25 protein-coding genes are annotated in these 24,096 nt (G+C 72.8%); 7 read left to right on the forward strand and 18 right to left on the reverse strand.

Translation table 11 applies throughout. From position 1 onward, the window contains the following. Nucleotides 1-66: 66 nt before the first annotated feature. A complete protein-coding gene (locus IE200_RS21095; RefSeq protein WP_308432992.1) occupies nucleotides 67-1,269 on the forward strand; it encodes a lytic transglycosylase domain-containing protein in 1,203 nt (400 codons plus the stop codon). 51 nt (nucleotides 1,270-1,320) lie between these two features. Here the strand turns inward: IE200_RS21095 and hemB are convergent, their stop codons facing one another. From hemB to IE200_RS05920, 5 genes are read right to left on the reverse strand one after another with little or no spacing between them, the layout of a single operon-like run. Continuing rightward, entirely contained in the window at nucleotides 1,321-2,316 is a 996-nt protein-coding gene (gene hemB / locus IE200_RS05900; RefSeq protein ID WP_191278462.1) for a porphobilinogen synthase, read from the reverse strand. A gap of 30 nt (nucleotides 2,317-2,346) precedes the next feature. Further along, a complete protein-coding gene (locus IE200_RS05905; RefSeq protein ID WP_191278463.1) occupies nucleotides 2,347-4,014 on the reverse strand; it encodes a bifunctional uroporphyrinogen-III C-methyltransferase/uroporphyrinogen-III synthase in 1,668 nt (555 codons plus the stop codon). A gap of 13 nt (nucleotides 4,015-4,027) precedes the next feature. Continuing rightward, nucleotides 4,028-5,002 (reverse strand): hydroxymethylbilane synthase, encoded by a 975-nt coding sequence (gene hemC, locus IE200_RS05910; RefSeq protein WP_191278464.1) that lies wholly within the window; start codon nucleotides 5,000-5,002, stop codon nucleotides 4,028-4,030. Next, the gene (locus IE200_RS05915; protein ID WP_191278465.1) at nucleotides 4,999-6,285 is read right to left on the reverse strand and encodes a glutamyl-tRNA reductase; all 1,287 of its coding nucleotides are present in this window, start codon (nucleotides 6,283-6,285) and stop codon (nucleotides 4,999-5,001) included. Before IE200_RS05915 ends, hemC begins: the two co-directional genes overlap by 4 nt. Beyond that, nucleotides 6,282-6,956 carry a redox-sensing transcriptional repressor Rex gene (locus tag IE200_RS05920; RefSeq protein WP_191278466.1) on the reverse strand — a complete coding sequence of 225 codons (675 nt, stop codon included), beginning with the start codon at nucleotides 6,954-6,956 and terminating at the stop codon, nucleotides 6,282-6,284. Before IE200_RS05920 ends, IE200_RS05915 begins: the two co-directional genes overlap by 4 nt. Before the next feature lie 386 nt (nucleotides 6,957-7,342). Here IE200_RS05920 and IE200_RS05925 point away from each other — a divergent pair, with 386 nt between their 5' ends. Both IE200_RS05925 and IE200_RS05930 read left to right on the forward strand, forming a co-directional pair. Further along, nucleotides 7,343-8,752, forward strand: a complete 1,410-nt coding sequence (locus tag IE200_RS05925) for an HNH endonuclease signature motif containing protein (RefSeq protein ID WP_191278467.1) — start codon at nucleotides 7,343-7,345, stop codon at nucleotides 8,750-8,752. Nucleotides 8,753-8,828: 76 nt separating this feature from the next. After that, on the forward strand, nucleotides 8,829-9,488 hold the full coding sequence (locus tag IE200_RS05930; protein WP_191278468.1) for an HAD family hydrolase: 660 nt from the start codon (nucleotides 8,829-8,831) through the stop codon (nucleotides 9,486-9,488). Between the two features lie 22 nt (nucleotides 9,489-9,510). Here IE200_RS05930 and IE200_RS05935 read toward each other — a convergent pair whose 3' ends face one another. Further along, nucleotides 9,511-9,753, reverse strand: coding sequence for a glutaredoxin family protein (locus IE200_RS05935; protein ID WP_191278469.1), 243 nt, complete (start codon nucleotides 9,751-9,753; stop codon nucleotides 9,511-9,513). Further along, a complete protein-coding gene (locus IE200_RS05940; protein ID WP_191278470.1) occupies nucleotides 9,750-11,300 on the reverse strand; it encodes a class I adenylate-forming enzyme family protein in 1,551 nt (516 codons plus the stop codon). Before IE200_RS05940 ends, IE200_RS05935 begins: the two co-directional genes overlap by 4 nt. Before the next feature lie 31 nt (nucleotides 11,301-11,331). Between IE200_RS05940 and IE200_RS05945 the strand changes: the two genes are divergently transcribed. The 3 genes from IE200_RS05945 to IE200_RS05955 all read left to right on the forward strand — a co-directional run bounded on the left by IE200_RS05945 (nucleotide 11,332) and on the right by IE200_RS05955 (nucleotide 14,411). Further along, complete coding sequence (locus tag IE200_RS05945; protein ID WP_191278471.1) at nucleotides 11,332-12,219, forward strand: HAD family hydrolase; 888 nt, start codon at nucleotides 11,332-11,334, stop codon at nucleotides 12,217-12,219. A gap of 85 nt (nucleotides 12,220-12,304) precedes the next feature. Beyond that, nucleotides 12,305-13,099: a sigma-70 family RNA polymerase sigma factor gene (locus tag IE200_RS05950; RefSeq protein ID WP_229856166.1), complete on the forward strand. Its 795-nt coding sequence runs from the start codon at nucleotides 12,305-12,307 to the stop codon at nucleotides 13,097-13,099. A 79-nt stretch (nucleotides 13,100-13,178) separates the two neighbouring features. Continuing rightward, entirely contained in the window at nucleotides 13,179-14,411 is a 1,233-nt protein-coding gene (locus IE200_RS05955) for a DUF5667 domain-containing protein (protein ID WP_191278472.1), read from the forward strand. A gap of 10 nt (nucleotides 14,412-14,421) precedes the next feature. Here the strand turns inward: IE200_RS05955 and IE200_RS05960 are convergent, their stop codons facing one another. From IE200_RS05960 to IE200_RS05995, 8 genes are all read right to left on the reverse strand, one after another. Further along, nucleotides 14,422-15,603, reverse strand: a complete 1,182-nt coding sequence (locus tag IE200_RS05960; RefSeq protein WP_229856167.1) for a lysophospholipid acyltransferase family protein — start codon at nucleotides 15,601-15,603, stop codon at nucleotides 14,422-14,424. Next, nucleotides 15,596-16,609: an SDR family oxidoreductase gene (locus tag IE200_RS05965; RefSeq protein WP_191278473.1), complete on the reverse strand. Its 1,014-nt coding sequence runs from the start codon at nucleotides 16,607-16,609 to the stop codon at nucleotides 15,596-15,598. Before IE200_RS05965 ends, IE200_RS05960 begins: the two co-directional genes overlap by 8 nt. Nucleotides 16,610-16,621: 12 nt before the next feature. Beyond that, nucleotides 16,622-16,723 (reverse strand): 30S ribosomal protein bS22, encoded by a 102-nt coding sequence (locus IE200_RS05970; protein WP_008356322.1) that lies wholly within the window; start codon nucleotides 16,721-16,723, stop codon nucleotides 16,622-16,624. Between the two features lie 96 nt (nucleotides 16,724-16,819). Further along, on the reverse strand, nucleotides 16,820-17,026 hold the full coding sequence (locus IE200_RS05975; protein ID WP_129454864.1) for a helix-turn-helix domain-containing protein: 207 nt from the start codon (nucleotides 17,024-17,026) through the stop codon (nucleotides 16,820-16,822). 150 nt (nucleotides 17,027-17,176) lie between these two features. Next, the gene (locus tag IE200_RS05980; RefSeq protein WP_191278474.1) at nucleotides 17,177-18,358 is read right to left on the reverse strand and encodes an acetoin utilization protein AcuC; all 1,182 of its coding nucleotides are present in this window, start codon (nucleotides 18,356-18,358) and stop codon (nucleotides 17,177-17,179) included. 66 nt (nucleotides 18,359-18,424) lie between these two features. Then, nucleotides 18,425-19,576: a Kelch repeat-containing protein gene (locus IE200_RS05985; protein WP_191278475.1), complete on the reverse strand. Its 1,152-nt coding sequence runs from the start codon at nucleotides 19,574-19,576 to the stop codon at nucleotides 18,425-18,427. Between the two features lie 25 nt (nucleotides 19,577-19,601). Continuing rightward, nucleotides 19,602-20,402: a pyrroline-5-carboxylate reductase gene (proC, locus tag IE200_RS05990; protein WP_191278476.1), complete on the reverse strand. Its 801-nt coding sequence runs from the start codon at nucleotides 20,400-20,402 to the stop codon at nucleotides 19,602-19,604. 31 nt (nucleotides 20,403-20,433) lie between these two features. Beyond that, entirely contained in the window at nucleotides 20,434-21,369 is a 936-nt protein-coding gene (locus tag IE200_RS05995; protein ID WP_229856168.1) for a proline dehydrogenase family protein, read from the reverse strand. 82 nt (nucleotides 21,370-21,451) lie between these two features. Here IE200_RS05995 and IE200_RS06000 point away from each other — a divergent pair, with 82 nt between their 5' ends. Beyond that, on the forward strand, nucleotides 21,452-21,841 hold the full coding sequence (locus IE200_RS06000) for a hypothetical protein (protein WP_191278477.1): 390 nt from the start codon (nucleotides 21,452-21,454) through the stop codon (nucleotides 21,839-21,841). Here the strand turns inward: IE200_RS06000 and IE200_RS06005 are convergent. From IE200_RS06005 to IE200_RS06015, 3 genes are read right to left on the reverse strand one after another with little or no spacing between them, the layout of a single operon-like run. Then, complete coding sequence (locus tag IE200_RS06005) at nucleotides 21,822-22,559, reverse strand: ABC transporter permease (protein ID WP_191278478.1); 738 nt, start codon at nucleotides 22,557-22,559, stop codon at nucleotides 21,822-21,824. The genes IE200_RS06000 and IE200_RS06005 overlap by 20 nt on opposite strands. Beyond that, nucleotides 22,556-23,272 (reverse strand): ABC transporter ATP-binding protein, encoded by a 717-nt coding sequence (locus IE200_RS06010; RefSeq protein WP_191278479.1) that lies wholly within the window; start codon nucleotides 23,270-23,272, stop codon nucleotides 22,556-22,558. The genes IE200_RS06005 and IE200_RS06010 overlap by 4 nt, the downstream gene beginning before the upstream one ends. 27 nt (nucleotides 23,273-23,299) lie before the next feature. Continuing rightward, on the reverse strand, nucleotides 23,300-24,094 hold the full coding sequence (locus IE200_RS06015; protein WP_191278480.1) for a sugar phosphate isomerase/epimerase family protein: 795 nt from the start codon (nucleotides 24,092-24,094) through the stop codon (nucleotides 23,300-23,302). Nucleotides 24,095-24,096: the final 2 nt, after the last annotated feature.

Consider the following 24,096-nt stretch of genomic DNA (forward strand, 5'->3'; position numbering starts at 1 on the left):
GGATGGGCCCGGAGGGGGCATCATCACACCCGTTCGACCGAGGGTTCGACCAAGGGGAGGCACGACATGCCGGGTTCCGGGCGACTGCACCGAGCGACCGCCATCGTCCCGCTGGCGGTGCTCTCCGCCGCGTGGACGGCGAGCCTCACCGGCGGCGTCAGCACCGCGAGCGCGGACCCCGACGGTCCCCGTACGCTGCCCGACGGGACCGCGCTGCCGGCCTCCGTGATCGAGGCGCCCGCGAGCGTCGGCGACCCGGTCGCCCGCACCGCCGCGCTCACCCCCGGGTCGGCCGGCGACATCCCCCAGGCCGCGCTCTCGGCCTACCAGCGCGCGGAGGGCGTCATCAACAGCGCCGACAAGGGCTGCAACCTCCCCTGGGAGCTCCTGGCCGCGATCGGGAGGGTCGAGTCCGACCACGGCCGCTTCGGCGGCAACGCGCTGGACGGCCAGGGCGTGGCCCGCCCCGGCATCTACGGCATCGCGCTCAACGGGCGCAACAACACCCAGGACATCGCGGACACCGACGCTGGCCGGTACGACAACGACACCCGTCACGACCGGGCGGTCGGGCCGATGCAGTTCATCCCCTCGACCTGGGCGGTCGTGGGCGTGGACGGCGACAGCGACGGCACCCGCGACCCGCAGGACATCGACGACGCGGCGCTCGCGACCGCGGTCTACCTGTGCTCCGGCGACGACGACCTGTCCGGCGAGCAGGGCCAGCGCGCCTCGGTCTACCGCTACAACCACTCCAACGACTACGTCGACCTGGTGCTGGAGATCATGCAGGCCTACATGGACGGCGACTTCAGCGCCGTCCCGACCGCCACCCTCGCCAGCGGCGTGATCGTGCCCGACACGACCCCTGGGGCCTCGGGCGACGGCGGCAAGGGCGGCAAGGGAGGCAAGGGAGGCAAGGACGACGGCGGCAAGGGCGGCGGCGGCAACGGCGGCGGCCCCTCCACCTCGACCCAGACCCCCACCCAGACCCCGACGCAGACGCCGACCCAGACGCCGACGTCCACCCCGACCTCCACCCCGACCCAGACACCCACCCAGGCGCCGACGAAGAACCCGACCGAGTCCGTCACGACCTCGGTGCCCACGTCGGTGCCGACGCTCTCCCCCACCCTGCCGCCGCTCCCGACGGCGACGATCAGCAACACGATCACCTGGGCCGAGGCCCAGCTCCAGTGCCTCGCGGCGAACCCGCTGCTCTCGGGCGCCGCGCTGGAGGCGTGCATCGCGGACCTGATGAACCCCTGATCCGGACGCTGGTCGAGGAGGGCGCCCCAGCGCCCGTCACGAGACCCCGCCTCAGCGGGTCAGCAGCCGCGCGGCCTCCGAGGCCCAGTAGGTGAGGACCACGTCCGCGCCGGCGCGGTGGATGGAGGTGAGGGTCTCCAGGATCGCGGCCTCGCGGTCGATCCAGCCGTTGGCGGCCGCGGCCTCGACCATCGCGTACTCGCCGGAGATGTTGTAGGCGGCGACCGGGACGTCGACGGCGTCGCGCACCCGGCGTACGACGTCGAGGTAGGCCAGGGCGGGCTTGACCATCACGATGTCGGCGCCCTCCGCGACGTCGAGCAGCGCCTCGCGCACGCCCTCGACGGCGTTGGCCGGGTTCTGCTGGTAGGTGCGGCGGTCGCCCTCGAGCGAGGAGTCGACGGCCTCGCGGAACGGGCCGAAGAACGCCGAGGCGTACTTCGCTGAGTAGGCCAGGATCGAGACGTGGCTGTGCGCCGCGGCGTCCAGCGCCTGCCGCACGACCGCGACCTGGCCGTCCATCATGCCGCTGGGGCCGACCATGTCGACGCCGGCGGCGGCCTGGGCGAGCGCCATCTCGCCGTACGCGACGAGGGTCCGGTCGTTGTCGACCTCGCCGTCGGGCGTGAGCAGGCCGCAGTGGCCGTGGTCGGTGAACTCGTCGAGGCACAGGTCCGACATCACCGTCAGCTGGTCGCCCACCTCCGCGACCACGTCCGTGATCGCGAGGTTGAGCACCCCGCCGGGGTCGATCGCGCCCGAGCCGGTGGCGTCCTTGTGCTCGGGGATGCCGAAGAGCATCACTCCGCCGAGGCCGAGCTCGGCCGCCTCGGAGACGGCCTGCTTGAGCGAGTCGCGGGAGTGCTGGACGACGCCGGGCATCGAGGAGATCGGCCGCGGCTCGTCCAGCCCCTCACGGACGAAGACGGGCAGCACGAGCGAGCTGGGCACCACGTGCTGCTCGGCGACCATCCGGCGCAGGGCCGGGGTGCGCCGCAGCCGCCGGGGTCGGATCGTCGGGACCTGGACGTGGGTTTCATCGGTCACGGGTGCATCCTTCCCCAGCGGCGGTGACGGCTACTTGGCGCGGGCCTTGCGGCGCCCCGAGGCGGTCCGCTCGCTGGGCCGGGTCACGGGCTCGCCGGCCTCCAGCATCGCGAGGCGACGGGCCGCCCCGAAGTCGGCCAGCGCGTCCACCAGCACCTCCACGTCGGGCGTGGGTGCGAGGACGTCGACGCGCAGGCCGTGCTCCTCGGCGGTCTTGGCGGTCTGCGGGCCGATGACCGCGATGACCGTCGACGGGTGCGGCTTGCCGGCGATGCCGACGAGGTTGCGCACGGTCGAGGACGAGGTGAACACGACCGCGTCGAACTTGCCGGTCTTGATCGCGTCGCGCACCGGCGCCGGCGGCGGCGTGGCGCGCACGGTGCGGTAGGCCGTGACGTCGTCGCACTCCCAGCCGAGGTCGATCAGGCCGGCGACGAGGTTCTCCGTGGCGATGTCTGCGCGCGGCAGGAAGACCCGGTTGATGGGGTCGAGGACCTCGTCGTACGGAGGCCAGTCCTCGAGCAGGCCGGCGGCCGACTGCTCGCCCGTCGGCACCAGGTCGGCGCGCAGGCCCCAGGCGGCGATCGCCTGGGCGGTCTTGTCGCCGACGGCGGCGATCTTGAGGCCCGAGAACGCGCGCGCGTCGAGGCCGTACTCCTCGAACTTCTCGCGCACGGCCTTGACGGCATTGACCGAGGTGAAGGCGATCCACTCGTAGCGGCCCTCGACGAGGCCGCGGACGGCCTTGTCCATCTGGAGCGGGTTGCGCGGCGGCTCGACCGAGATGGTCGGCACCTCCTCCGGCACCGCGCCGTACTCGCGCAGGCGACGCGAGAGCGAGCCGGCCTGCTCCTTGGTGCGGGGCACCAGGGCACGCCAGCCGAAGAGCGGCTTGGTCTCGAACCACGACAGCGTCTCGCGCAGGTCGACGACGTCGCCGATCACGATGATCGCCGGCGGCGCGACGCGGGCGGCACGGACGTCGGTCGCGACGGCGGCGAGGGTGGAGGTGAGGGTCTGCTGCTCGGTCGTGGTGCCGACGCGGGTGACCGCGACGGGGGTCTCGGGCGAGCGGCCGGCCTCGACGAGGGCCGCGGCGGTCTCGCCGATGCTCCCCACGCCGGAGAGCAGGACGAGCGTGCGGTCGTCGGCGTACGCACTCCAGTCGACCTTCTCACCGCAGGTCACCACGGCCATCTCGCGGTGGCGCTTGGTGGTCAGCGGGATGCCGGCGTAGGCCGGGACGGCGCTCACCGAGGAGACGCCCGGCACGACCTCGAAGCCCACGCCGGCCTTGACGCAGGCCTGCGCCTCCTCGGGGCCGGAGGCGTAGAGGAAGGGGTCGCCGGTCATCAGCCGGACCACGCGCTGCTTCTTGCCGTGGCGCACGACGACCTTGGCACGGGCGGCGTGGGTCAGCGGCTGGCCGTCCTCGCCGAAGCCGCCGTCGACGATCTCGGGGCCGCCCTCGAACCCGTCGGGGCCCTCGACGAGGCCGAGGACCGTACGGACGAGGTCGACGTGCTCGGGCGCCTCTGTGACGACGACGTCGGCGCCCTGGAGCAGCTCGACCGCGCGTACGGTCAGCAGGCCCGGGTCACCGGGTCCGCTGCCCACGAACGACACCCACCCCTGGGCCGGGGTGGTCGCGCCCTTGCCAGTCGTGCCAGTGGCCTGGGGGGTCTGTACTCGCGTCATGCGTGCTGCTTCCTCACTGGTGGTCCCTGCTAGGTGCTGTCGTCATCTGGGGTGCCGTCATCAGGTCTGCTGCTCCCTCGTCGAGCATGTCGCCCGCGAGCCGTGTTCCGAGTCGTACGGCCTCGGTCACCGGGCCGGTGGCGCTCATCCGCACCGAGAGGACGCCGTCCTCCGACAGCGCGACGGCGCGCAGCCACAGCTCCTCGCCGTCCTCCCCCTCCACGACCTCGGCCAGGGCACCCAGCGGGGCCGAGCAGCCGGCCTCGAGGGTGGACAGGACCGCGCGCTCGGCCGTGACGGCGGCGCGGGTGGCGGGGTCGTCGAGCCGGGCCAGCGACGCGACGAGCTCGGCGTCGTCGGTGCGGCACTCGATCGCCAGCGCGCCCTGGCCCGGGGCCGGGAGCATCTGGAGCGGGTCGAGGACCTCGGTGACCTCGTCGAGGCGGCCGAGGCGGGCCAGGCCCGCGCGGGCCAGGACGACGGCGTCGACCTCTCCCTCGCGGACCTTGCGGATGCGGGTGTCGACGTTGCCGCGGATGCCCTGCAGCTCCAGACCGAGACCGAGCGCGGCGAGCTGGCTCACGCGCCGGGGCGAGCCGGTGCCGAGGCGGCTGCCGACCGGAAGCTCGCCCAGGGTCAGGCCGTCGCGGGCGACGACGACGTCGCGCGGGTCCTCGCGCACGGGGATCGCCGCGAGGGTGATGCCGTCGGCGGGCGTGGTCGGCAGGTCCTTGAGCGAGTGGACGGCCAGGTCGACCCGGCCGTCGAGGAGGGCGTCGCGCAGGGCGCTGACGAAGACGCCGGTGCCACCCATCGACGCGAGGGGCGCCCGGTTGACGTCGCCCTCGGTCGAGACCTCGACGAGCTCGACCTCGCGGCCGAGCCGCTCGCGGACGAGGTCGGCGACGTGGCCGGACTGGGTCGTGGCGAGGGCGGAGGCGCGGGTGCCGAGTCGCAGGGGCTGGTCAGTGCTCACGTGGGTGGTCATGGCTGCCCCTCTGCCCGCGAGATGGCCTCGACGGCGTCGGGGTCGAGGCGGAACAGCTCGGCCAGCGCGGCGGTGTAGGACACGGCCGGCTCGGCGTCGGCGAGCTCCTTGACCCGGACGGTCGGCTCGTGGAGGAGCTTGTCGGCGACGCGCCGCACGGTGTGGAGCAGCTCGGCGAGGGTCGCCTCGTCGAGGTCGGGCAGGCGCGAGGCGAGGCGCTCCATCTCGGCGTCGACCACCGAGGTCGCCATCGAGCGCAGGGCCACCACCGTGGGGGTCACGCTCGCCTGGCGGCGTACGGCGAGGAACGCGGAGATCTCCTGCCCGACGATGGTCCGCACGTCGTCCACGCCCGCCGTGGTCTCGAGGCCGCGCAGCTCCTCGGCGAGGCCGGCGAGATTGACCAGCTGTACGCCGGGCAGGTCGGCCAGCGACGGGTCCACGTCGTGGGGCAAGGCGAGGTCGATGACCGTGAGGGGGCGGTCGCTGCCGCCGCGAGCCGTGACGACGTCGCCGAGGCGTACGAGCGGCTCCGGCGCCCCGGTGCAGGATATGACGATGTCCGCTGTGGCGAGCTCGGCCCCGAGCGCCTCAGGGGGCACGGACGTCGCGGCGTACTCGCCGGCGAGCCGCTCGGCGCGGGCGGCCGTGCGGTTGAGCACCTTGATGCTCGCGGCGCCGCTGCGCGACAGGTGGGCGACGGCGAGCGAGGCCATCGCCCCGGCACCGATGACGAGGGCGCGGGCGCCGGCGACCGGGACCGTGCTCCGCTCGAGCGCCGCGGTCACCAGGGACGGCGCGGCACGGTCGATGTCGGTCTCGGCGTGGGCGCGCTTGCCCACGCGCAGGGCCTGCTGGAAGAGGGTGTTGAGGGCGGGGCCGACCGTGCCCTGCTCCTGGCCGATCCGCAGCGCCTCGCGGGTCTGGCCGAGGATCTGCCCCTCGCCGACGACCATCGAGTCGAGGCCGGCAGCGACCTGGAAGAGGTGGGAGACGGCGCCCTCGTCGTAGTGGACGTAGAGGTGCGGCAGCAGCGCCTCGGTCGACTGCTGCGCCCGCGCGACCAGGAGGCCGGAGAGGTCCTCGACGCTGCCGTGGAAGCGGTCGACCTCGGCGTAGACCTCGAGCCGGTTGCACGTGACGATCGCGGTCGCCTCGGAGACGTGCTCGCCGCCCATCACGTCGGCGATCAGCTTGGTGGTGCCGTCGCCGTCGAGCGCGAGCCGCTCGAGCAGCTCGACGGGCGCGGACTTGTGGGAGATGCCCACGACGAGAACACTCACGACACGACCTCCGCTCCGGGAGCCACTGACTTGCGCTGCTCGTGGTAGGCGAGGATCTGGAGCTCGATGGAGAGGTCCACCTTGCGCACGTCGACTCCGTCGGGCACCGACAGGACCGTCGGCGCGAAGTTCAGGATGCTGGTGATGCCCGCGGCGACCATCCGGTCGGCGACGGACTGCGCGGCGACCGCCGGCGTGGCGATGACGCCGATCGACACCGCGTTGTCGGCCACGATCGACTCGAGGTCCTCGAAGGAGCGCACGTCGAGGCCGGCGACGACCTCCTCGTGGCGGTCGGGGTCGGCGTCGAGCAGCGCCACCACGCGGAACCCGCGACTGCGGAACCCGGAGTAGTTGGCGAGCGCGTGCCCGAGGTTGCCGATGCCGACGATGACCACGGGCCAGTCCTGCGTCACCCCGATCTCGCGGGCGATCTGGTAGCGGAGGTACTCCACGTCGTAGCCGACGCCGCGGGTGCCGTAGCTCCCGAGGTAGGAGAGGTCCTTGCGGAGCTTGGCGCTGTTGACCCCTGCGGTCGCCGCGAGCTCCTCGCTGGAGCAGGTGGTGGTGCCGCTCTCGGCGAGGCCCGTCAGGGCACGCAAGTACACGGGAAGCCTGGCGACGGTCGCCTCGGGGATGTCCCGGGCAGAGTCGGGGGTCCGTGCGGTCACAGCTGCTCTTTCCAGTCCGCGCGAATCTCGCTCGGACCCCGCCACTGTAGGAGTTTGTGAACGGGAGAACAAAACGAGAACAGGGGTGGCTAGCACATGTGAGAAGACCCACCTCACGCGGGGGTCACCCGACTTGCGCGAGGGGTGCCGCAGGGCATATCAGAGGCCTTGCACCGCGCCCGCCTCGCGGGGGTCGAGGAGCTACGAAGTCGCGTCACGAGACCCCCGCCCCCGCCGGTCGAGGAGCGACGAAGTCGCGTCACGAGACCCCCGCCCCCGCCGGTCGAGGAGCGACGAAGTCGCGTCACGAGACCCGTCGAAAGTCGTAGGCCACTTACCGTCCACAGCCATGGTCAGTGTCGGTGGGCTCGCGTAGGGTCGAACACATGATCGAAGTCGCTGCAGGGCCCGGAGCAGGTGAGGTCGAGGACCTCGCCGCCTCCGACCTGCTCGCCTCTATCCGGCTGGAGCGGGCCGCCGAGAACACCGCGGCCGCCCGCCAGCTCGTCCTTGCCGCGCAGTGGGCGGACCTGCACCCGCCCGAGTCGATCCACTCCGCCGCCGCGTTCACTGTGCCGGGGTGCGAGCACGAGGAGCCCATCGCCGGCGACGGTACGCCCCTGGTCGCGGAGTTCTGCATCGCCGAGCTCGGCACCGTCCTCGGCATCAGCACCACTGCGGCGAAGAAGCTCATCGGCCACGCCCTCGAGCTGCGCCACCGCCTCCCCCGGCTCTGGGACCAGGTCCACGCAGGGCGTGTGCCTGCGTGGCGGGCGCGGTCGGTCGCCGAGACCACCATCCACACAAACCCCGTCCTGACCCGTGAGGCGGCGGGGTTCGTCGACGCCCAGGTCGCCGCCGTCGCCGGCCGGATCGGTCCCGCGCAGCTCGACCGGCTCGTCGCCGAGACCATCAAGCGCTACGACCTCGCCGTCGCCGACCCGACAGCCGATCCGGAGGACGGCTACCTGTCGGTGGACCCGCGCCACGTGACGGTGCATGACGACGACGTCCACTTCGCCGGCACCATGCGCATCGAGGCCGAGGTCGACCTCGCCGACGCCCTCGACCTCGACCGCGCCGTCGCGCACGACGCCGCCACCCAGAAGGCACTCGGCTCGCAGCTGTCGCTCGACGCCCGCCGGGCCAAGGCTCTCGGGAACCTCGCCCGGACCCAGACCGCACTGGACCTCCACGCCTCGGGCGCGACCGGACCGGCAGACACTGATGGTCTGCCGCCGGCGCGGGAGATGGTGATCCACGCCCACTTCGACGCCACCCTGTCCGGCGACACCACCGTGTTCGGTCCGACCGGGCGGATGGAGAACGGCCAGCGGCTCGTGCTCCTCGAGCAGATCCAGGCCTGGTGCGGCGACACCCACACGAGCGTGACGATCAAGCCCGTCATCGACCTCAACACCCCGTTGACCGCGCAGGGCTACGACATCCCGGACCGCATCCGCGAGCAGATCATCCTGAGGGATCGCACGTGCGTGTTCCCGAACTGCAGCCGCCCCGCCCGCGGCTGCGACATCGACCATGTCGTGCCGTGGGACGAGCACGCCGATGCCGAGGGCAGACCCCAACCCGGACCCACCACCACGAGCAACCTCGCCGCCCTCTGCCGCTTCCACCACCGCCTCAAGACCCACTCGGGCTGGCGATACGAAGCCTCCGCGCCGGGGGTGTTCGAGTGGACGGCTCCCCACGGCTACCGCTACCGACGCGACCACACCGGCACCACCGAGCTCGACCCACCCGATCCACCCGGCATCCCACGCCCCCGCCGACGATGACCCCGCCCCACACCCCGCCAGTCCCCACGATGGCGGGGGCACAAGCACGTCCTCCCGTGATCACTACGATCCGCACGTGCCGCTCCTGATGGTCGACCTCGACAACACCCTCGTGGACCGTGCGGCCGCGTTCCTCGCGTGGGCCGAGGCCTTCTGCCGGGACCACCATCGCGACGACGACGAGGCCGTCACGGGGCTCGTCGAAGCGGACGCTGACGGCTACACCCCCCGCGACGGATTGGCGGAGTCGGTGCGCGAGAGGTTCCGGTTGAGCCCTGGTGCCTTCGCCGCTTTGGTGGACGACCTGCGCTGGGGGATGGCGGACCACCTCGAGCTCGAGCCGCGTGTGGTCGACGCCGTGAGGCGCGCACGCACTACCGGCTGGACGGTGGTCATCGTCACCAACGGGACGGTGGAGCAGCAGCAGCGCAAGCTGCGCCTCACCGGGCTGGACGAGGAGGTCGACGCCTGTGTCATCTCGGAAGCCGCAGGGGTCAAGAAGCCGTCGCCGGAGATCTTCCACCTCGCGGCCTCCACCGCATCCGAGACGCTCGAGGGCGCTTGGGTGATCGGAGACTCGGCTCGCGCGGACATCGCCGGCGCCCACGGCCTCTCGCTCCGGAGCGTGTGGCTCCGCCGGGGGCGGACATGGGACGAAGAGGATTTCGCACCGACCCTCGAGGCAGACGACTGTGCGCAGGCGATCGACCTCGTCATCGCGCGCCGTCCGTCCTGACGAACGCGCCGGCAGCCAGGGCTCAGCCCCCCAGCGCCGCCCGCAGCCGCGCGGCGTCGACCCGCCAGAAGTCGTGCTGGCGCCCGTCGACCAGGGTCACCGGGATCTCGTCGCCGTAGCGGTCCTCGAGGTCGTCGTCTGTGGTGATGTCGACCTCCTCGTACGACTCCCCGAGCTCGGCGCACACGGCCTCGATGACCGCCCGGGCGTCGTCACAGAGGTGGCACCCGGGCCGGGAGTAGAGGGTGACGCGCGGGGCGGTCACTCGAGCAGCCCCTGGACGCGTCGGCGCTCGATCCCGCGCAGCCGGCCCTTCTGCACCTTGCCGGTCGCGGTCAACGGCAGCTCGTCGACGACCTCGATGCGCGACGGCTGCTTGAAGCGCGCGAGTCGCACGACGGCGTGCGCCCGGACCGCGTCCTCGAGGTGGGTCATCGGGCGGGACGGGACGACGTACGCCACGACAGCCTCGCCGGTCTCCGCGTCCGGCGCGCCGACCACGGCGGCGTCGGCGACGCCGTCGACCTCGCGGATCACGTCCTCGACCTCGGTCGGGTAGACGTTGAAGCCGCTGACGATGATCAGCTCCTTGACCCGGTCGACGAGGAAGAGGTCACCGCTCGCGTCGAGGAAGCCGACGTCGCCCGTGGCGTACCAGCCGTCGGCGTCGGGGCCGTCGGCCCCGTCGGGCCAGTAGCCGCTGAAGAGGTTGTCGCCGCGGACCTGGATCTGGCCGGGGTCCTCGCCCTCGACCTGCCCCCACGTCTCGTCGACGAGGCGCAGCGCGATGCCGGGCAGGGCCGCGCCCACCGAGCCCGCCCGCGGCTCGGTGCTGCACAAGGTGCTCGTCACGACCGGCGCCGCCTCGGTGAGCCCGTAGCCCTGGTGCACGGGAATCCCGGTGAGCGCGGTGAACTGCTCGATCACCTCCGGCTCGAGCGGCGCCGAGCCCGACAGCACCAGCCGGACCGGGCCGAGGCGCTCGCGCAGGTGCTCGTCGGGCAGCCAGTGCGCGAAGACGGGCGGTGCGATCGGCACGACGCTGCACGCCTCATCGTCGATGAGGTCGAGCACCGCCTGCGGGTCGTAGTCCTCGACGAGCAGCAGCCGGGCGCGGTGGCGCAGCACCCCGCCGAGGACGGCGTTGAGACCGTAGACGTGGAACAGCGGCAGCACGCCGAGCACCACGTCGTCGCCGTGCATCATCGGCGGCTCGACGGCCGCGACCTGCTCGATGTTGGCCAGCAGCGCACGGTGGCTGAGCATCGCCGCGCGCGGCAGCCCGGAGGTACCGCTGGTGTAGAGCAGGGCCGCGAGCTTCTCCGGGTCCGGGAGCGGCGGGACCGGGCGTACGACGTCCGCGCGCAGGTCGCCGAGGGCGACCTCGCCGTCGGCCGGGGCCGTGCCGGTGACGACGACGGTGGGAGCGGGGACATCGGCGTCGAGCTCGGCCACCGCTGCACGTACGACGTCGACCGCCCGCTCGTCGACGACCACCAGGCGCGACCCGGAGTCGGCGATCATCCGGGCGACCTCGCCGGCCGTGGACCGCGGGTTCACCGGCACCGCGACCACCTGGGCGCGCAGCACCGCGAGGTAGGTGGTGACGAACTCGATCCGGTTGCCGACGACGATCATCACCCGCTGCCCCGCGCGTACGCCGTGGGCGCCGAGCCCGGTCGCGAGACGGGCCACCTCGTCCTCGAGCTGGGCCCAGGTGAGCGAGCGGCCGCCGCTCTCGACGAGGGCCTGCCGGTCGGGGACGTCCGCGGCGGCCTCGGCCACCAACGCGGAGATGTCGTTGCGCGGCATGGGCCGATCCTTCCACAGCTAGGCTGGGCGGGTGACCCCGTCCGAGCGACCGCGACGCCTCAACCTGCAGCAGCGCTCGGCGCTGGCGGGCGAGGCGGCGGCGGCCTCGGCGGAGGTCGAGAACGCGCTCCTCACCCCCAGCGACCCCACCGCTGCGGCGTTCTTCGACGTCGACAACACCGTGATGCAGGGCGCGAGCATCTTCCACTTCGCCCGCGGGCTGCACCGCCGCCAGTTCTTCACCACGCGCGAGATCGCCTCGGCCGCCTGGAAGCAGGCCTACTTCCGGATCGTCGGAGTCGAGGACCCCGAGCACGTCGCCGAGGCCCGCAACTCGGCGCTGTCCTTCATCGCCGGGCACACCACGGCCGAGCTCGAGGAGCTCGGCGAGGAGATCTTCGACGAGGCGATGGCCCACCGGATCTGGCCCGGCACGCGCGCCCTCGCGCAGCTGCACCTCGACGAGGGCCAGCGGGTGTGGCTGGTGACCGCCGCGCCGATCGAGATCGCCACCATCATCGCCCGCCGCCTCGGCCTCACCGGCGCGCTGGGCACGGTCGCCGAGCACGTCGACGGCGTCTACACCGGCCAGCTCGTCGGCGACCTCCTGCACGGCCCGGCCAAGGCCGAGGCGATCAAGGCGCTCGCCGCGCGCGAGGGCCTCGACCTCGCACGATGCTCGGCCTATTCCGACTCGAGCAACGACCTGCCGATGCTGTCGATGGTCGGCGACCCCTGCGCCATCAACCCCGACGCCCGCCTCCGGGCCCACGCCCGCGCACACGGCTGGCGGATCCACGACTACCGCACCGGGCGCAAGGCGGCGCGGGTGGGACTGTTCGGCGCCGCCGTCGCAGGGGCGCTCACCGGAGCCGTCGCCGCCGGGGTGGGCGTGCGAGGCCGCGACCGCTCAGCCTGAGACGTAACTCGAAGTTACTCACGGGTTCACAAGACCCGCGGTGCGGCCTATCGTGGATGATGCTGCAACCGGGAGGGGACACCGCATGCGGTCACCAGACGACCTTCAGCATGCCTTCGACGAGGGCATGGACGCGCTGCGGCGCGCCGTCCTCGCCGTGCTGTCCCCCCAGCTCGCCGGGCAGGTCCTGCTCGCCGAGACCGCCGTGCCCGGCTCCGCGCCGCTGCCCGCGCGCGGATCGGTCGGAGCAGGCCGGGGCCCGGGGCCCGGGTCGAGCCCCGTCGGCGACGAGGACCGGGCCACGTCCTCGGAGGTCGACGAGGCGGAGCGCGAGCGGCTCATCGCCCTCGTCGAGCTGGCCCGTGCCGGTGACAAGGAGGCCTTCGGCCTGCTCTACGACCACTACCACCTCGCGGTCTACCGCTTCCTCCACCACCGCACCCGCTCGCAGACGCTGGCCGAGGACCTGACCTCCGAGACCTTCTTCCGGGCCCTGCGGAGCATGAACAGCTTCCGGTGGCAGGGCAAGGACTTCGGCGCTTGGCTGATGACGATCGCGCGCAACCTCACCACGGACCACTTCAAGGCCGGCCGGACCCGCCTGGAGATGACCACCGAGGACATGACGCCGCACGACGACGCCACCGAGGGCCCCGAGGACACCGTCATCGCGGGGCTCACCAACGAGGTGCTGCTCACCGCGCTGACCCAGCTGCCGACCGAGCAGCGCGAGTGCCTGGTCATGCGGTTCCTGCAGGGGCTGTCGATCGCTGAGACCGCGCTCGCCCTCGACCGTTCCGACGGTGCGGTCAAGCAGCTGCAGCTGCGCGGCGTGCGCAACCTGGCCAAGCTGCTGCCGGAGGGGTTGAGAGACGCGTGACACACCCCGTAACCCCGGCCTCGCCTGGCTCGTTCGTCCGAGTGGGAGGAACCACCCGCAGTGAGACAGGACGATCGCGATGACACCCGCCTTCTCGGCACGACGGCGTGCCGACGAGTTCGAGGCACTGCTCTCCCGAGACCCCGACGCCCCGCTCACGGGGCGTGACGCCGAGCGGTTCTCTGCCCTCCTCGACGTCGTCGCCGACCTGCGCGCCGTCCCCCAGCCCGTCCCACGTACGGAGTTCGTCTCGTCGCTGCGCGAGCGCCTGATGGAGGAGGCCGACACGGTCCTGGTGCGCCAGCCCCCCGCACCAGAGCGGCTCGCCATGCCGGCGGCCTCCCGCACCCGCCAGCGACGGCTCGGCGCACTGCTCGGCGGGGCCGCCCTCGTGGGCTCCGCCGCGACGATGGCCGTGGCCGCGCAGACAGCCCTGCCGGGTGAGTCGTTGTACGGCGTGAAGCGCGGCATCGAGTCCGCGCAGGTGCGGCTCGCGACCGACGACGCCGCCCGCGGGCGCGCCCTGCTCGCCCAGGCCGGCACCCGGCTCACCGAGGTCGAGGAGCTGGCGGCCGGCGACGCGGGCGAGCAGCTGCTGGCCGACACCCTCGACAGCTTCACCCGCCAGTCCGGCGACGGCGTGCGCACGCTGTTGACCTCGTACGAGTCCACCGGCCGCGAGGACGACGCCCAGGACGCCCGCGACTTCACGACCTCGAGCATGGAGCGGCTCGCGGCCCTCGAGGACCAGCTGCCCGAGAGCGCCCGCGACGAGCTCGTCGCGGCCGGCCGCACGCTCAGCGACCTGGACCTCGAGATCAGCAACACCTGCCGCGCCTGCACCGGCGACCTGACCACGGTGCCCGACTTCCTGCTCGCGAGCGCTCCGACCGACCTGCTGGCCGGTCTCGACACGGACGACCTCACGCTCGAGGCCGCCCCGATCTCGGGCCAGGACCTCACCGGCATCACGGTGCCCGAGGAGCTCGACCCGCAGCAGCCGGTGCCGACGGCGGGCCTGCCCTCGGCCCCGGTCCCGACCCCCACGCCCCCCGGCCCGACCGCGACCGAGTCGACCACGATCCCGCCGACGACGCCGGTCGAGGAGGTCACGGAGACGGTCACGGAGACGGTCACCGGCACCACCGGTGGAGTCCTCGGCGGGGTCGACGGCGCGACCGGCGGCGCGGTCGGCGGGTTGACCACCGACATCGACAACGCGACCGGCGGACTCATCGGCGAGGTGACCGGCAGCATCGACGGAGCAACGGGCGGGACCCTCGGCGAGGGGACGGGCGGTCTGCTGCCCTGACCGCTGCGGGCTAGCTGAACACCCCGTCTCGCTCACGCAGCAGGTCGAAGAGCGTGTGCTGGATCGTCTCGCGCACCTGGTCGGTGACGTTGAAGACCAGCATCGGATCCTCCGCCTCGCCCGCGTCGTAGGCATCGGTGCGGATCGGCTCGCCGAACTCGAGGATCCACTTCGACGGCAGCGGCACCATCCCGAGCGGACCCAGCCACGGGAAGAACGGCGTGATCGGGATGTAGGGCACGCCCAGCAGCCGCGCCAGCGACGGGACGTTGCCGACCAGCGGGTAGATCTCCTCGGCGCCGACCACCGAGAGCGGGATGATGGGCACCCCGGTGCGCAGCGCCGCCGACACGAACCCGCCGCGTCCGAACCTCTGGAGCTTGTAGCGCTCGCTGAACGGCTTGCCGATGCCCTTGAACCCCTCGGGCCACACGCCGACGAGCTCGCCGCCGGCGAGCATCCGCTCCGCGTCCTCGATGCAGGCCAGGGTGGCGCCGCCCTTGCGTGCGAGCGAGCTGACGACCGGCAGCCGGAAGACCAGGTCGGCCCCGAGCGGGCGCAGGAAGCGACCGGCGTGGTCGTGCACGGTGAGCATGGTCATCAGGCCGTCGAGCGGCACCGTGCCGGAGTGGTTGGACACCACGAGCGCCCCGCCCTCGGCGGGGATGTTCTCCAGGCCGCGGACCTCCAGGCGGAACCACTTCTCCGCGATCGGGCGCAGCGCGGTCATGAAGAAGCGCTCGGTGAGCTCGCGGTCGAAGCCGTAGTCGTCGACGTCGTAGTCGCCCTCGAGCCGACGGCGCACGAACGCCATCAGCTCGGCGAGGCGGCGCTCCCAGTCCTCGCCGAAGACCTCGTGCGCGGCCGCCTGCAGGGCGGAGAGCCACTCCCCGACCGGGATGCCCGTCGTCGGTGCCGCGGCGGCGGGAGGCGGGGTCGTCGCGTCGTCGCCCGCGGGGGGCTCGGCGGCGGGCTGCTGGGCGCCGGACTGCTCGGGGGCGGGCGCCTCGGGCCGGGACGCCCTCGGGGTCCTGCGCGGTGCGGCCTTCGCCGATGACGACCTCGAGCCGGACGGGGCGAGGTTGCGGGCGGCCGAGGAGGGGCGGGCGCTGCCGGACCCGCGACCGGGCCGGCCGCCGGTGCCGATCGGGATGACGACGGCGTCCTCGCTGCGGCGGGCTTCGTCAGGCACGACCGGCTCCTTGGCTCTCGTGGTCCGGGTGGGGAGCCGCGTGGCGGGCACCGGGGGCGGAGGGGAACTCGCGGCAGAAGTCGGCGAAGGCCTCGGCGGTGGTGAACCTCGGCTCGAAGCCGAGCTCGGTGCGCATCCGGGTGGTGTCCACGCCTCGACCGTAGGTCAGGAACCCCAGCTGCTCGGGCGAGAAGTCGGAGATGCGGGCCTGTCGCATGGTCGCGCCCAGGCGGCCGACGGCGAAGCTCGGCAGCGCGACGGAGGGCCGGCCGAGGCGTCGTACGGCCTGGCTCAGCGTCATCAGCCCGTCGCCTGCGACGTTGAAGGTGCCGGGGATGCCGGTGACCGCGGCGTGCCGCAGCACGCGCAGCAGGTCGTCCTCGTGGAGGAACTGCAGGCGCGGGTCGAAGCCGAGGACCCGGGGCACCACGGGCAGGCGGAAGTAGTTGGTGAGGGGGCTCGAGACGTGCGGGCCGACGACGTTGGCCGCCCGGACCATCGTCACGTCGACGTCGGGGCGGCGGCGCGCGAACCCGCGGACGTAGCCCTCGATCTCGAAGACGTCCTTGCCGTAGCCCGAGGAGGGCAGGCGCTTGGGCCCCATGTCCTCGGTGAACATCGCGGGGTCACGAGGACTGGAGCCGTAGACGGTGGTGGTGGACTTGACCACCAGGCGCTCGACGGTCGTCGACCTCTGGCACGCAGCGAGCAGCTGCATGGAGCCGATGACGTTGAGCTCCTTCATCGTCCCGCGGCCGCCGGCGGAGCCCGGCGTCGCGATCAGGCTCATGTGGACGACGGTGTCGACGTCCTCCTTGGCGATGACCTTGGCGATGACGGGGTTGCGGATGTCGGCGCGGACGAACGAGACGTCCCCGATGTCACCCCGTGGCGGGACGACGTCGACCCCGATGACTCGATCGATGGACGGGTCGCCGGCCGCGGCGCGCGCGAAGCGTCGCCCGATGTCCCGGGAGATCCCGGTGACCAGCACGACCCGCCCCATGGTCGAGGGGTGTTACTTGCCGAGCTTGCGGCGCTGGACGCGCGTCTTCTTGAGAAGCTTGCGGTGCTTCTTCTTGGCCATGCGCTTGCGCCGCTTCTTGATGACAGAACCCACGTGGATCAGACCTTTCCTTGCGACCGGCGTTCGTCGGTCGGACCCGCACACCCTACTTGCCTGGTGCGCGGACGGAGGAATCGCGTCCCGCGGGGGTCAGCCGGCGTTGTAGAAGCTCTTGCGGAGGTACTCGTTCACGTCGTCCTCGGTGACCCGGAACGAGCGACCGACGCGCACCGCGGGCAGCTCGCCGCCGTGGACGAGACGGTAGACCGTCATCTTCGAGACGCGCATCTTCGCCGCGACCTCGGCAATGGTCAGGAACTGCGCCTCGGACATGTCGCCAGGGGTGTTCTCAGCCATGGTGTCCACCGATCCTTCTGCGCGGCGACGGCGCCGGCTTCCGCGCCGGCGTCACAGGCGTGCCGCTTCCGCTGAGAATAGGGCTCGCGTGACGCGTGGGGAAGAGGAATGCCAGAGAAACTTGTGGGACTGGCGGCGTGTCGGCTTGCCTCAGGGCAGCGGGTCGAGGCCGTGCAGCGGGAAGACCTCGGTCCGGGTGGCGTTGATCGCGCGGTCCAGCCACGTCTCGGGGTCGTAGCCCGCGGACCAGTCGCGGTAGGCCGGAGTGCGGCCGTCGGTCATCCGGTGCGGGGCGGTCGCGCCGACGACGTCGGTGACGTACGCCCGCCAGCGCGGCGGCGTCGGCAGGGCGGGGTCGAGCGGACGGCCCGCGGCGATGGCGAGCAGGTGCGCCCAGGCACGCGGCACGACGTCGACGATCGAGTAGCCGCCGCCGCCGGTGACGACCCAGCGTCCGCCCGCGACCTCGTGGGCGAGCTCGTGCAGCGCGAGGTAGGCCGCGCGCTGGCCGTCGATGCTCAGCATCATGTGCGCGAGCGGGTCGTTCATGTGGGAGTCGCAGCCGTGCTGGGTCACCAGCACCTCGGGGGCGAACTCGCGCAGCACCGGCGGCACGACCGCGTGGAAGGCGCGCAGCCAGCCGGCGTCGGAAGTGCCGGGCGGCAGTGCGACGTTGACCGCGGTGCCCTCGGCGCCCGGGCCGCCGGTGTCGGAGGGGAAGCCGGTGCCGGGGAACAGCATCTGCCCGGTCTCGTGCAGCGACACCGTCAGGACGCGGGGGTCGTCCCAGAAGATCTTCTCCACGCCGTCGCCGTGGTGGACGTCGATGTCGACGTAGGCCACCCGTTCGGCGCCGTCGGCGAGCAGCTGCTTGATCCCGACCGCGACGTCGTTGTAGATGCAGAACCCGCTGGCCTTCTCGGGCATCGCGTGGTGCAGGCCACCGGCGATGTTGACCGAGTGGAGCGACTCCCCGCTCCAGACCTGACGGAACGCCTCCAGGGTCGCGCCGACCACGTGGGCGCTGGCCAGGTGCATGTCGGCGAAGACCGGGTCGTCCTCCGTGCCGAGACCGCGGGAGGCGTCCTCGAAGCCCGGCGTCGCCCCGGCACGGGTGACGGCGTCGATGAGTCCCCGGTCGTGCACGGTGGCGATCTGCTCGTCGGTGGCGACCGGCGCGTCGACGCGCTTGACCAGCTCGAGGACGCCGAGCTCCTCGGCCAGCCGCATCGTCAGGTCGACACGGACCGGCGACATCGGGTGGGTGGGCCCGAAGTTGTACTCCGTCAGCGTCTGGTCGAACACGACTGACGTGGGCCCGACGCACTCCATGTGGCGGACGTTACTCCAGACGGCGGGCGGCGGGCCTCCCGGTCCACCGGTACGCGGCACCCACGATCAGGCAGGCGGCGTCCACCACCAGGCCTCGGGAGCGGCCGGGGACTCGAAGCCGGCCTCCTGGTCCACCCCGCCGAGGACGAAGAGCCGCTGGTCCGCCCAGGTCGCGGCGAGGTTGTGGTCGAGCCCGGAGTCGGGACGGTCGAGGGCGACCCAGGCGCCCGTACGGGTGTCGAGGAGGTGTCCGAGGCTGACGATCCGGCTCCCGGCCGCCGCCGAGACCCGCCATCCGGTGTACGACAGGTCTGCCCGCGGCACGTCCAGCGGCTGCCAGTCCCCCGTCCGCGGGTCGAGGGTGCCGGCGAACGGGTAGGCGCGGTCCCACGCGTTGACCTCGCCACCGTCGACCTCACCCGGCTCGACCCCCACCAGCCGTCTCCCGTCCCAGTGGCCGAGCCAGCCGACCTGGCCGGTGACGAACCGTCGCCAGCCCCCCGCGCCGTCCGGGACGTCCACCTGGGTGAGCGTCGGCTCGTCGGGCGCCGCTTCGCCGTAGCGGACCCCGGCCAGCACGGGGCCGGCCGGCGTGACGAACAGCTGGGTGTCCTGCAGCGGGCGCTGCGGTGCGTACGACGCCTCGAGCCGCACCGCGTCGGCGACCGGGTCCCAGCTGAGGATGCGGCTGCCCGAGCGCGCCCAGAGCCGGTCCCCGCTGGCGACGAGCCGCCCCTCGAAACCCGGCGGTGGGCTCAGCGTCGACCACGCGTCGCCGACCACGTCGTAGCCGCGCCACGACGTGTCCCTGGTCCCCCGCACGACCAGCAGGTCGCCCACCACCACGGAGTCGTGGCCGCCGCCCCAGCTGTTCCAGACCCCGACGGGCGCCGGGGCGACCTGGCGCCAGGTGCCGGTCGCCGGGTCGAGGGCGACGCCGTCGGAGGCGAGCTCCGTGGGGGTGGTGCAATCGGCGTACGGCGGACAGATCGAGCCGGTGTTGCCTCCGACGACCAGCACCTCGGACCCGGTCCAGGCGAGGACGGGGTCGGTGCGCGGCGAGAGGGGGATGTCGGGCACACGCGCCCAGGTCGCGCCCTGCCCTGCGACCCTCTCCACGCTTCGCCCCGGACCGCCGGGCGTCGCCGCGGGACCGCAGGCGGACAGGCAGACGGCGAGCGCGACGGCCGCGAGGCGGCGTACGGGGTGCGGCGTCATGCCCCTCGGACGGCGCGGGTGCCGGTCAGGATCCCTCGGCGAGCTCCCGGGAGCGGTTGCGGGCGGCCTCCATCGCGGCGAGGAACGCCGCGCGGACCCGGTGGATCTCGAGCTCGCGGAGGGCGGAGGCCGTCGTGCCGTTGGGCGAGGTGACCTGCTCGCGCAGCACCACCGGGTGGGTGCCGGTCTCGCGCAGCATGGCCGCCGAGCCGACGAGGGTCTGGACGACCAGCTCGGTCGAGGTGGCGCGCGGGAGGCCGAGGTGGACGCCCGCCTCGATCATCGACTCGACGACGAAGAAGATGTAGGCCGGGCCCGAGCCGGAGATCGCCGTGACGGCGTCCATCTGCTTCTCGGGGATGCGCAGCACCTTGCCGGTGGAGGCCATCAGCGACTCGACCTCGGCGAGGTGGGCCTCGTCGCAGTGGGAGCCGGGCGAGATCGCGGCCATGCCCTCGTCGACCAGGGCGGGCGTGTTGGGCATGACCCGCACCACCGCGACGCCGTCGGGCACCCGGGACTCGATGAAGTCGGTCGTGATGCCGGCGGCCAGCGACACGACGAGCTGCCCGGCCCGCAGCTGGGGGGCGATCTCGTCGAGGACGTCGCCCATGTCCTGCGGCTTGACGACGAGTGCCACGGTGTCGGCCTTCGCGGCCGCCTCACGGTTGGAGACCACGGCGACGCCATAACGCTCCTCGAGCTCGCGGGCGCGCTCGGGACGCTTCTCGCCGACCATCAGCTGGTCGACCCGACGGCCCGCGCGCACGAGGCCGGACAGCAGGGTCTCGCCCATCACGCCGGCACCGATGATGGCTGTACTCATGGCGCCAACCTACTGCGCGGCGGGGCCGGACCTAGCTCTTCGAGACCAGGGAGCGGACGAAGAAGGCGAGGTTCTGCGGCTTCTCGGCCAGGCGGCGCATCAGGTAGCCGTACCACTCGGTGCCGTAGGGGATGTAGACCCGCACGGTCTCGCCGGCGGCGGCGAGGCGCTTCTGCTCCTCGGGCCGGATGCCGTAGAGCATCTGGAACTCGTAGGTGCCGGGCTGGCGGCCGTAGCGGCTCGCGAGGGACGAGGCGATCTGGACCATCCGCGGGTCGTGCGTGGCGATCATCGGGTAGCCCTGGCCGCCGAGCAGCACCTTGAGGCAGCGCACGTAGGACTTGTCGACGTCGATCCGGTCCTGGAAGGCGACGTCCTCGGGCTCCATGTAGGCGCCCTTGCACAGGCGCACCCGCGAGCCCTCGTAGGCCAGCGCCCGACAGTCGGCCTCGGTGCGGTGCAGCATCGCCTGGAGCACCGCGCCGGTCTCGGGGAAGTCCTTGCGGAGCTCGCGCAGGATCGCCAGCGTCGAGTCGGTGGTGGTGTGGTCCTCCATGTCGAGGGTGACCGTGGTGCCGGCGTTGCGGGCGGCACGGCAGATGTCGCGCGCGTTCTCGAGCGCGATCTTGTGGCCGTTGTCGGGGAGTGACTGGCCGATCGCGCTGAGCTTGACCGACACCTCCGCGTGGGGGGCGAGACCCTGGGCCGTGAGGTCGGCGAGCAGCTCCTTGTAGGCCACGACGGTCGCCTCGGCCTGGGCGGCGTCGGTGGTGTCCTCGCCGAGGTAGTCGAGGGTCACCCGCAGGCCGTCGTCGACGAGGACCTGCGTCGCCGAGACGGCCGACCCGGTGGTCTCGCCGGGGACGTAGCTCGTCACGATGCCGCTGGAGACGGGCATCGTCGAGACGAGCCGCTTGACCCCCTGGCTGCGGGCGAGGAGCAGGATCGGCTGGCGGAGCAACGACATGCGTGCAGGCTACGCCGATCCCCGCCGAACCTTCACACCTCCTCCACCCGTTCCGACGGGGTGCGGGCCTAGCGTCGGTGCCATGACTCCGACCCTGACCAGCCCGTCCTCGCCCACCGCGCGCTACGCGATCGCCATGGCCGTGTCGGTCGGCACGGTCCTGTTCCTGCTCCTCGGCATCGGCGCCCTCGGGATCATCGGCGACGGCGACCGGGACTGGGTCTTTCTCGCCGCGCCCGCGGTCCTGCTGGTCGTCGCGCTCGCCACGCGCCTGCGCCCGCGCGGGATGGCGTACGCGCTGGGCGCCGCGGCGCTGGCGACCGTCGCCGCCGGTGTCGCGGCGGTGGTGATGGTCGCGACCGACGACGTGGCGGCCTCGGTCGCGGACGTCGTCATGCTGACCGCGATGTACGCCGGGCTGTTCGCCACCGGCGCGTGGCTCTTCACCCGGGTCAGGGCGTCCGGCGCCTGAGCGTGGCGGCCCCGAGCGCGAGCGCCGCCAGCGCGAAGCACGCGACCACCGCCACGTCGCCCCACACCTCGCCGGTCGCGGTGCTGGCCACGAGGCCCTGCATCGCGTCCACGGCGTACGACAGCGGCAGCACGTCGCTGATCGCCTCGAGGACCTGCGGCATCGCCTCGCGAGGCACGAAGAGCCCGCACAGCAGGACCTGGGGCAGCACGAGCGCGGGCATGAACTGCACCGCCTGGAACTCGGTGGTCGCAAACGCGCTGACCAGCAGCCCGAGGGCGGTGCCGAGGACCGCGTCGGCGACGGCGACCACCCCGAGCAGCCACACCGGCCCCTGCACGTCGAGGCCGAGCAGCCCGACGCTGACGGCGACGGCCAGCGCCGACTGCACCGCGGCGAGCAGCCCGAACGCGAACGCGTAGCCGAGCAGGAAGTCGAGCTTGCCCAGCGGCATCGTCAGCAGCCGCTCGAGGGTGCCGGAGGAGCGCTCGCGCAGCGTCGTCACGCTCGTCACCAGGAACATCACGATGAAGGGGAACATCGCGAGCAGGCCCGGCCCGAAGCGGTCGAACAGGGTGGGGTCGAGGTCCTCGAACATCCACCACAGCACGCTGATCAGCGCGCACGGGACCACCAGCAGCATCGCGAGGGTGCGGTGGTCGCGGCGGACCTGCCGCAGCACCCGGCCGGCGACCGCGAGGGTGACCCGGGGGTTCATCGCGCTCCCTCCTCGCCCTCGACCAGGCGGAGGAACGCCTGCTCGACGTCGGGTGCCCCGGTGCTCTCGCGGATCTGCTGCGGCGACCCGTCGGCGATGATCCTGCCCTCGCGCATGAGCAGCAGCCGGTCGCTGCGCTCGGCCTCGTCCATGACGTGGCTCGACACGAGGACGGCCGCCCCCGTCGCTGCGATCCGGTGGAACAGCTCCCACAGGTCACGTCGCAGGACCGGGTCGAGGCCGACCGTCGGCTCGTCCAGCACCAGCAGCTCCGCGGTCCCGAGCAGGGCGACCGCGAGGCTGACCCGGCTGCGCCCGCCCGAGAGCCGGCCGACGACCCGCGAGCGGTGCTCGTGGAGCCCGACCGCGGCGACCGCCTCGTCGACCCGGCCGTCGTCGACGCCGAGGACACGGGCGAAGAAGGCGAGGTTCTCCGCGACCGTCAGGTCGTCGTACACGCTCGCCGACTGGGTGACGTAGCCGACGCGCGTGCGCAGGTGCCGGCTGCCCGCCGGCTCACCGAGCACCTCGACGGTGCCGGACCGCACCCGCTGCGCGCCCACCAGGCACCGCATGAGGGTGGTCTTGCCGCAGCCGCTCGGCCCGAGCAGGCCGGTCACCCCGGCCGCCACGTCCAGCGAGATGCCCGGCAGGACCTCGTGCCCGCCGCGCACGACGACCAGGTCGCGCGCCTGGACGAGGTTCGTCACCATGCGCTGATTGTGCGCCTCAGGCGCCGCTCATGGGGTGGTCACGCCGAGGTGCGCGCGGGCGAAGGCGAGCGACTCGGCGAGGTCGGCCTCGCGCTCGTCACGGCCGGCGGCCCGACGCGTGTTGATCTCGAGCACGACGTGGCCGGAGAAGCCGGTGCCGGCGAGGTGGCGCAGGAAGGCGTCGGCCCCCATCACGCCCCGCCCCGGGACCAGGTGCTCGTCCTTGGCCGACCCGGTGCCGTCGGTGAGGTGGATGTGGCGCAGGCTCTCGCCCATCCGCTCGGCCATCGCGATCACGTCGCTGCGGGCGATGGCGGCGTGGGACAGGTCGATCGTGGTGTTGGCGTAGTCGTGCGAGCTGGGGTCCCAGCCGGGGAGGTACATCTCCATCCCGCGACGCGACGAGGCCCGCCACGGATACATGTTCTCGACGGCGAAGGCGATGCCCGTACGCGCCTCGAGCGAGGCGATGCCCTCGACGAACCCGGCCGCGTAGTCCTTCTGCCAGCGGAACGGCGGGTGGACGACCACGACGTCCGCGCCGACGGCCTCGGCCATCTCGGCCGACCGCTCCAGCTTGCCCCAGGGGTCAGTGCCCCAGACCCGCTGGGTGAAGAGCAGGCACGGCGCGTGCACCGCGCAGATCGGCACCTCGTGGTGCTCGCTCAACCTCCTCACCGCGTCGACCTGCTGGCTGAGCGAGTCGATGCCGACCATCACCTCGACGGCGTCGTAGCCCAGCTGTGCCGCCCAGCCGAAGGCGTGCGCCGTCGACTCGGGGTAGACCGAGGCGGACGAGAGGCCGATCAGCGGAGCGGCCATGG

Origin of the sequence: Nocardioides flavus (ex Wang et al. 2016) (assembly GCF_014653115.1) — a bacterium.
In the GTDB taxonomy this organism is placed as follows: Bacteria; Actinomycetota; Actinomycetes; order Propionibacteriales; family Nocardioidaceae; genus Nocardioides; species Nocardioides flavus.

Coding starts and splice junctions, on each gene's coding strand:
- IE200_RS21095 (WP_308432992.1), top strand. CDS start 67: ATGCCGGGTTCCGGGCGACTGCACCGAGCGACCGCCATCGTCCCGCTG.
- IE200_RS05905 (WP_191278463.1), bottom strand. CDS start 4,014: ATGACGCGAGTACAGACCCCCCAGGCCACTGGCACGACTGGCAAGGGC.
- hemC (WP_191278464.1), bottom strand. CDS start 5,002: ATGACCACCCACGTGAGCACTGACCAGCCCCTGCGACTCGGCACCCGC.
- IE200_RS05925 (WP_191278467.1), top strand. CDS start 7,343: ATGATCGAAGTCGCTGCAGGGCCCGGAGCAGGTGAGGTCGAGGACCTC.
- IE200_RS05940 (WP_191278470.1), bottom strand. CDS start 11,300: ATGCCGCGCAACGACATCTCCGCGTTGGTGGCCGAGGCCGCCGCGGAC.
- IE200_RS05950 (WP_229856166.1), top strand. CDS start 12,305: ATGCGGTCACCAGACGACCTTCAGCATGCCTTCGACGAGGGCATGGAC.
- IE200_RS05955 (WP_191278472.1), top strand. CDS start 13,179: ATGACACCCGCCTTCTCGGCACGACGGCGTGCCGACGAGTTCGAGGCA.
- IE200_RS05965 (WP_191278473.1), bottom strand. CDS start 16,609: ATGGGGCGGGTCGTGCTGGTCACCGGGATCTCCCGGGACATCGGGCGA.
- IE200_RS05975 (WP_129454864.1), bottom strand. CDS start 17,026: ATGGCTGAGAACACCCCTGGCGACATGTCCGAGGCGCAGTTCCTGACC.
- IE200_RS05980 (WP_191278474.1), bottom strand. CDS start 18,358: ATGGAGTGCGTCGGGCCCACGTCAGTCGTGTTCGACCAGACGCTGACG.
- IE200_RS05985 (WP_191278475.1), bottom strand. CDS start 19,576: ATGACGCCGCACCCCGTACGCCGCCTCGCGGCCGTCGCGCTCGCCGTC.
- proC (WP_191278476.1), bottom strand. CDS start 20,402: ATGAGTACAGCCATCATCGGTGCCGGCGTGATGGGCGAGACCCTGCTG.
- IE200_RS05995 (WP_229856168.1), bottom strand. CDS start 21,369: ATGTCGTTGCTCCGCCAGCCGATCCTGCTCCTCGCCCGCAGCCAGGGG.
- IE200_RS06000 (WP_191278477.1), top strand. CDS start 21,452: ATGACTCCGACCCTGACCAGCCCGTCCTCGCCCACCGCGCGCTACGCG.
- IE200_RS06005 (WP_191278478.1), bottom strand. CDS start 22,559: ATGAACCCCCGGGTCACCCTCGCGGTCGCCGGCCGGGTGCTGCGGCAG.
- IE200_RS06010 (WP_191278479.1), bottom strand. CDS start 23,272: ATGGTGACGAACCTCGTCCAGGCGCGCGACCTGGTCGTCGTGCGCGGC.
- IE200_RS06015 (WP_191278480.1), bottom strand. CDS start 24,094: ATGGCCGCTCCGCTGATCGGCCTCTCGTCCGCCTCGGTCTACCCCGAG.